The organism is Porphyromonas sp. COT-239 OH1446 (genome assembly GCF_000768875.1).
Classification (GTDB): Bacteria; Bacteroidota; Bacteroidia; order Bacteroidales; family Porphyromonadaceae; genus Porphyromonas.
In genome coordinates this window covers 1-5,347 of sequence record NZ_JRAO01000013.1, presented here as the reverse complement: position 1 = coordinate 5,347, position 5,347 = coordinate 1, and the positions used below count along the sequence as shown (strand labels likewise).

The window sequence follows — 5,347 nt, the reverse complement described above, 5'->3', positions numbered from 1 at the left end:
GAAGATACGAAAACTTGCAGATTTGGCAAAGGATTTAACCGTTTATATCACTGAATAACAAACGATAAACGACTATTTAAGGGACGACTAAGTAGGATCGCCATAGAGGTGTCGGTAGGTTCTCGATACAGGAGACGATCGGATCAAAATGACGCCCCCACTAGGGCCTCACATGAGGCTCTAGTGGGGGCACTGCTTCGCTTGTACTTCTCATCCCCCCGACCCTAGGTTCTCACCCCTGGGAGGGCTCGGGTGTAGGGCCATCGAGCTATAGCTCTAGGGGAGCATGGCTAGGTTGCTGTTGTGATAGCGCAGGTCGCCCGTAACCTCCTCGGAGGCCCAGGCGGGCAAGGCGAAGACTTCCTCGGGTGTGGAGACCTCTAGCTCAGCAAGGATCAGACCCTCGTGTCGTCCATGGAAGACATCCACCTCCCATACATGGCCCTCATGAGGAACGATGTAGCGTTCTTTGACGATGGTACGCCCCTGGCACAGATGCATCATTTGGGCTGCTTGATCCGCAGGGATAGGGTATTCCCATTCGTCCCTCATGAGCCCCGAGGGGTCGGTTGCTCCTTTGATCGTGATGTAGGCAATGTCGTCCTGCCTGCGGATGCGTACCGTAGGACGAATGGAGAGATAGCCCTGTTCGATTTGCAGAATCTCGGTAGCCTGCTGCTTGAAGTCCTCGTTGCGTACGAGGTATTTGTGCTCGATTTCCATTATCCGATCGTGATTTGTGTAGCTCCGTAACTGTATTCTCTGAAGGAGGCATCTTGGTAGCGGCAACCCTTGTACTTGTGCTTGAGCTCCCGCTCTAGGGCCGAGCGAAGGACGCCCTCGCCCTTGCCATGGATGAAGATGATCCGAAAGCCTCGCCGCTTCAGATGTGCCTGCATGACCTCGTGAAACTTCTCTACCTGATAGCGTAGGATCTCTGCATTGCTCATCCCCGTCGTGCTGTCGAGTAGTTGCTCGATGTGCAGGTCGATGACGAGTGGCTCATTGGGCTTGACTTTGGACTCCTTGTCGCTACTGCGTCGGGCTGCCTGGACCTTGGGCCTCGTTGGGCTCTGCATGGCCTCGGCGATCGCCTCCCCCTTGATCCGCTGGGCACTATAGGGCTGGCTATCGATAGCCAGGGGATAGAGCAATGCCCCCTCGTCGAAGAAGTCATTCTCCACGAAGCTGTGTAGCTTGAAGAACTTACGCCCATCGATGCGATGCTCTAGGGCCATGGGCTCGACGGGGCGATAGCCCCTCTTATCGAAGGCCAAGAGCTGCACCGAGATGCGCTCGAGCTGATTGAGCTCGCTTGGGGCAACCTCCTCGACGAAGAGTTTCGTATTGGGATCGACCTCGCCTCGCTGGCGCAGGTGTACTCGCCCGGCCTCGTCGATCGAGCCGTAGGTGTAGTAGAGACAGTAATTGCTGTCGTTGATGAGGTAGAGCTCGTAGGACGTGTTGCCAAGCTGTCGGTCGTCCATAGGGACGAAGGCTAGGCTGGCATTCAGCCGCTCATTGCCTGGGAGGTAGGTGTACGGGAGGCTGGGCTCTGCCTGTGTCTCGCCCCTCGGCTCTGTCTGAAGTCGAGGCTGAGCATTAGCCTTGCCTGCCTCTATGATCTCTCGTACCTGCGCCCTAACGGGTGGTTGGTAGGCAGGTACGAAGCTATCTCGCTCCTCGACCACGACACATTCACGGATCAAGGTCGGTATCTCGAAGCCATCTTCGTCGGCTACCCAAGCCGTGTCGCCACTGATGCGGGCTACTCGCCCTCCACCGACACTGCTGAGGAAGCGTACGAGGGAGCCTACTTTTAGTTTGTTGTCTGCCATTGTCTGCTATTTTTTGAGCCCTCTCTCTCGATACGCAGGGCTGAGTATCGAGGTCAGGCGAAGGAGTAAGTCAAAGAATACCATCCGAGCATTGACGCTCTGTAAGAGGTGTCGCTGTGCCAGGTCAAGCTCTTCCTGTACCTGGCGTATATTCCGTCCCGTGATGCAACCCTTGAGCGTCTCGGCAATGATTCGCTCGCTCGGGCGCATGTAATTGATCTCCCCGATACCGAGGGCATAGAGGTAAAACTCTCGCATCATACGAGCCGTATAGCTGATGAGGCTTGTCTGCTCCTCTCGACCGAGGCTCGATAGTTCATCAGCCCTCTGGCGCATATCTATCGGCGTGCCTCGAATGGTGCAGCGTAGGATCTGCCCTAGTTGCTTGCGCTCTTGCTCCAACTCCCTATCCCTGTCGAGGTAATAGTCCAGGGCCTTGCGATAGTTCCCCGCCGAGAGGTGTGCAGCCGTGCGCAGGATCTCCTCGGGGGCTTCGTCCTGTCGCTTGGTCTCCTGCTTCGAGAGTGAGGCGACGATCTCGGCCTCGCTTAACGGTCTTAGATGAAGCCTCTGTAGGCGACTCAGCAATGTGGGGAGTACTTCGGCTTCGTGGTGCGAGACCATGAGGATGACAGTCTGCTCGGGCGGCTCTTCGGTTAGTTTGAGGAGCTTATTGCTTAGGGACTCATGCATGCGCTCGGGCATCCATACGATGAGCACTCTAAATCTCGCTTCGCCGACCTTGTAGCTTAGCTTCTCCGCCAGGGCATCTCCCTCACGAGCGAAGATGCCTAGACGCTTGCTCTCCCCCCCGAGGATCTCTAGCCAGTCCTGGTAGGTCGTATGAGCACCCTGGGCGAGGAAGCTACGCCAATGCTCCAGCTCGTCATCGCAGAGGTTGCGTGAGCCCACATTGACAATAGGGAAGAGGAAGTGTAGGTCGGGCAATGCCCACTGATCGTATTGCTGACACGAGCGACAAGCTCCGCACGCATCCGTCTCCCCTGGGTAGAGACAATTGATATAGCGTGCATAGGCATAGGCTAGAGCTAGGGCTCCAGCTCCGCTCTCACCCACGAAGAGGCGGGCATGAGGGATGATGCCCGCACGGGTCGAGCGTAGTAGCTCGTCCTTGATGCTCTGTTGGCCGATAATATCTCTAAAGTACATAGGCTAAGGAAAGGGTATGGAGGCTGAGGAAGGCCTGTACTCGAGGGTGAGGTCGAGCCATCGAGACAGATACATAGCTCCATGGCTTGTGATCATGCTCTCGGGGTGGAACTGCAGTCCATAGACCAGGTATTGCCTGTGCCGCAGGGCCATGATGTGCCTCACCCCATCGGGGTCGCTGGCCCAGGCCAGCGGGATAAGCTCCTGGGGCATCGTACCCTCGTCTACAGCCCAGCTGTGGTAGCGTCCGATCGTCGTCTCTGGGGGTAGATGGCTCAGCAGTGGATCGTCCGAGCAGATCTCGAGTCTAGAGCTATGCCCATGTAGAGGACGGCCCAGCTGTTTGAGCTCTGCGCCGTAGGCCTGTGCGATAGCCTGATGACCGAGGCATATCCCCAGGATGCTGTGCGTGGGTGCGCATTGGCTGATGAGCTGCATCATCTCGGGGGCTTCGCTGGGTAGGCCTGGCCCGGGCGAGAGGAGTAGGGCGTTGAATTCGTCCAGACGCTCCAGGGGGAGCTCTCCCTCCCGATGCACTTCGTAGCAGCATCGTCCGTCCTCGTGCAGCAGCTGTACGAGGTTGTAGACGAAGGAGTCTCGGTTGTCCACGACCAGCACACGGAGCATAGCGATCTTAGCTATTGAATTGGTTCATCGTGCGCTGAAGTCCTGAGAGGCAAAACGAACGGACGATCTGGCAGCTGCGCTCTAGGAGTTCGGGTAGCTGGGCTTCCTCTTCGGGTTCGAAAGCACCCAGGACGAACTCGATCTGTCGCCCTCGTGCATAGTCGCTTCCCAAGCCGAAGCGTAGGCGTGCATAAGCCGTGCTGCCGAGCGTCTGAGCGATGTGCTTGAGCCCGTTGTGCCCTGCATCGCTGCCCTTGGGCTTGAGGCGTAGCGAGCCAAAGGGTATGGCAATATCGTCTACGAGTACGAGTACTCTCTCTAGTGGGATACTTTCGGTGCTCATCCAGTAGCGCAGGGCATCTCCGCTGAGGTTCATGTAGGTCGAGGGTTTGAGTAGGACGAGCTCGGCATTCTTGATCCTCCCTCGGGCGACAGCTCCGTAACGCTTGGCTTCGAAGCTAATGCCGAGCTCCTGGGCGAGGGTGTCTATGATGCGGAAGCCGATGTTGTGCCGTGTCTTTTCGTACTCGTATCCTATATTGCCCAGTCCGACGATGAGGTATTTCATCTCAAGTAGTTGTGATGTCTTAGAAAGGAGCAAGGGAATGCTCTGCACGCCTGAGGTGCTCGGCATTCCCTTGTAGAATAGGTTGTAGGGTCTCGATGCGGACTATTTGCCGCCCTTGGCCATAGCACCACGAGCTGCACGAGTGAGCTTAACGGCGCATACTACTGCATTCTTAGCATTGGTGATCTCAAGTCCTTCGAACTGGAGTGCACCTACCTGGATGGTCTTACCCAGTCCGAGGTTCGTTACGTCGATGAACAGCTTCTCGGGGATCTCGGTGTAGGGAGCCTTCACTTTGAGCTTGCGCATTTCGAGGCTGAGCTTACCCCCAGCCTTAACACCCTCGGCGTGGCCAGTCAACACGACGGGTACTTCCATCACGATGGGCTTACCGTCAAATACTTCGAGGAAGTCGAGATGCAGGAGAGCGTCCGTTACGGGGTGCAGCTGTAGATCCTTCAGAACAGCCTTGGTTGCCTGTCCGTCGATGGTCAGATCTATGACGAAGATCTCTGGAGAATAGATCAGATTGCGTACGGCCTCCTGAGTTACAGTGAAGTGCTTCACTTCACTACCTCCGTAGAGGACTGCAGGGATGCCCTCCTGACCGCGGAGAGCCTTAGATGCCTTCTTACCAAGATCCTGGCGTAGGGCTCCTTCGAGTTTGAAAGTCTTCATTCTCTTTGTTCGTTTGTTTTGTTAGTGTTACTCAAAATTAGTCTTTCCTAATTTCCCATCACACGATCCGAAGCCAGTGCCCAGGGGCGAGGGCTTCCGCTCTGCTGAGAGATAATTGCAAAAACGCCACAAAGGTACACATTATTTCCCATCCGTCCATGCCTCGTTCTCCCCCGAGCATTCGGTAGCCCCTCGCCAAAGCTCTCGGAGGGAGCTCAGCTGAGGGGCTAGATAGAGCCTCGCAAGAGATCTAAGTAGAATCTCGATTGAGGCTCAGATAGGACTTCACTCGAGGTCTAAGTAGGACTTCACCTGCGATCCTACTTAGATTCTCTCGGACGATGTCGCTGGAGGCTGGATGATGAACCTTAAATCTGTCGTGTACTGAAAAAAGTTGACAGTGAGTGGAGCTGGTTCTAGAATAAGTTTACAGGGTTTGTGCTATAGCTCTGAATTGGGTTGACAC

The 5,347-nt window shown here is 55.8% G+C and carries 6 protein-coding genes; all 6 read right to left on the bottom strand.

What is annotated here, in order from left to right:
* Window positions 1-276: 276 nt before the first annotated feature.
* Window positions 277-723 carry a CYTH domain-containing protein gene (locus HQ37_RS03215; RefSeq protein ID WP_081951740.1) on the bottom strand — a complete coding sequence of 149 codons (447 nt, stop codon included), beginning with the start codon at window positions 721-723 and terminating at the stop codon, window positions 277-279.
* Window positions 723-1,838 (bottom strand): DUF2027 domain-containing protein, encoded by a 1,116-nt coding sequence (locus tag HQ37_RS03210; RefSeq protein WP_036880401.1) that lies wholly within the window; start codon window positions 1,836-1,838, stop codon window positions 723-725. Before HQ37_RS03210 ends, HQ37_RS03215 begins: the two co-directional genes overlap by 1 nt.
* 6 nt (window positions 1,839-1,844) lie before the next feature.
* Window positions 1,845-3,008, bottom strand: a complete 1,164-nt coding sequence (locus HQ37_RS03205) for a DNA polymerase III subunit delta' (protein WP_036880394.1) — start codon at window positions 3,006-3,008, stop codon at window positions 1,845-1,847.
* Between the two features lie 3 nt (window positions 3,009-3,011).
* Complete coding sequence (locus HQ37_RS03200; RefSeq protein ID WP_036880393.1) at window positions 3,012-3,635, bottom strand: aminodeoxychorismate/anthranilate synthase component II; 624 nt, start codon at window positions 3,633-3,635, stop codon at window positions 3,012-3,014.
* Between the two features lie 7 nt (window positions 3,636-3,642).
* A complete protein-coding gene (pth, locus tag HQ37_RS03195; protein ID WP_036880392.1) occupies window positions 3,643-4,203 on the bottom strand; it encodes an aminoacyl-tRNA hydrolase in 561 nt (186 codons plus the stop codon).
* Between the two features lie 102 nt (window positions 4,204-4,305).
* On the bottom strand, window positions 4,306-4,881 hold the full coding sequence (locus tag HQ37_RS03190) for a 50S ribosomal protein L25/general stress protein Ctc (protein WP_036880391.1): 576 nt from the start codon (window positions 4,879-4,881) through the stop codon (window positions 4,306-4,308).
* Between the last annotated feature and the right edge of the window lie 466 nt (window positions 4,882-5,347).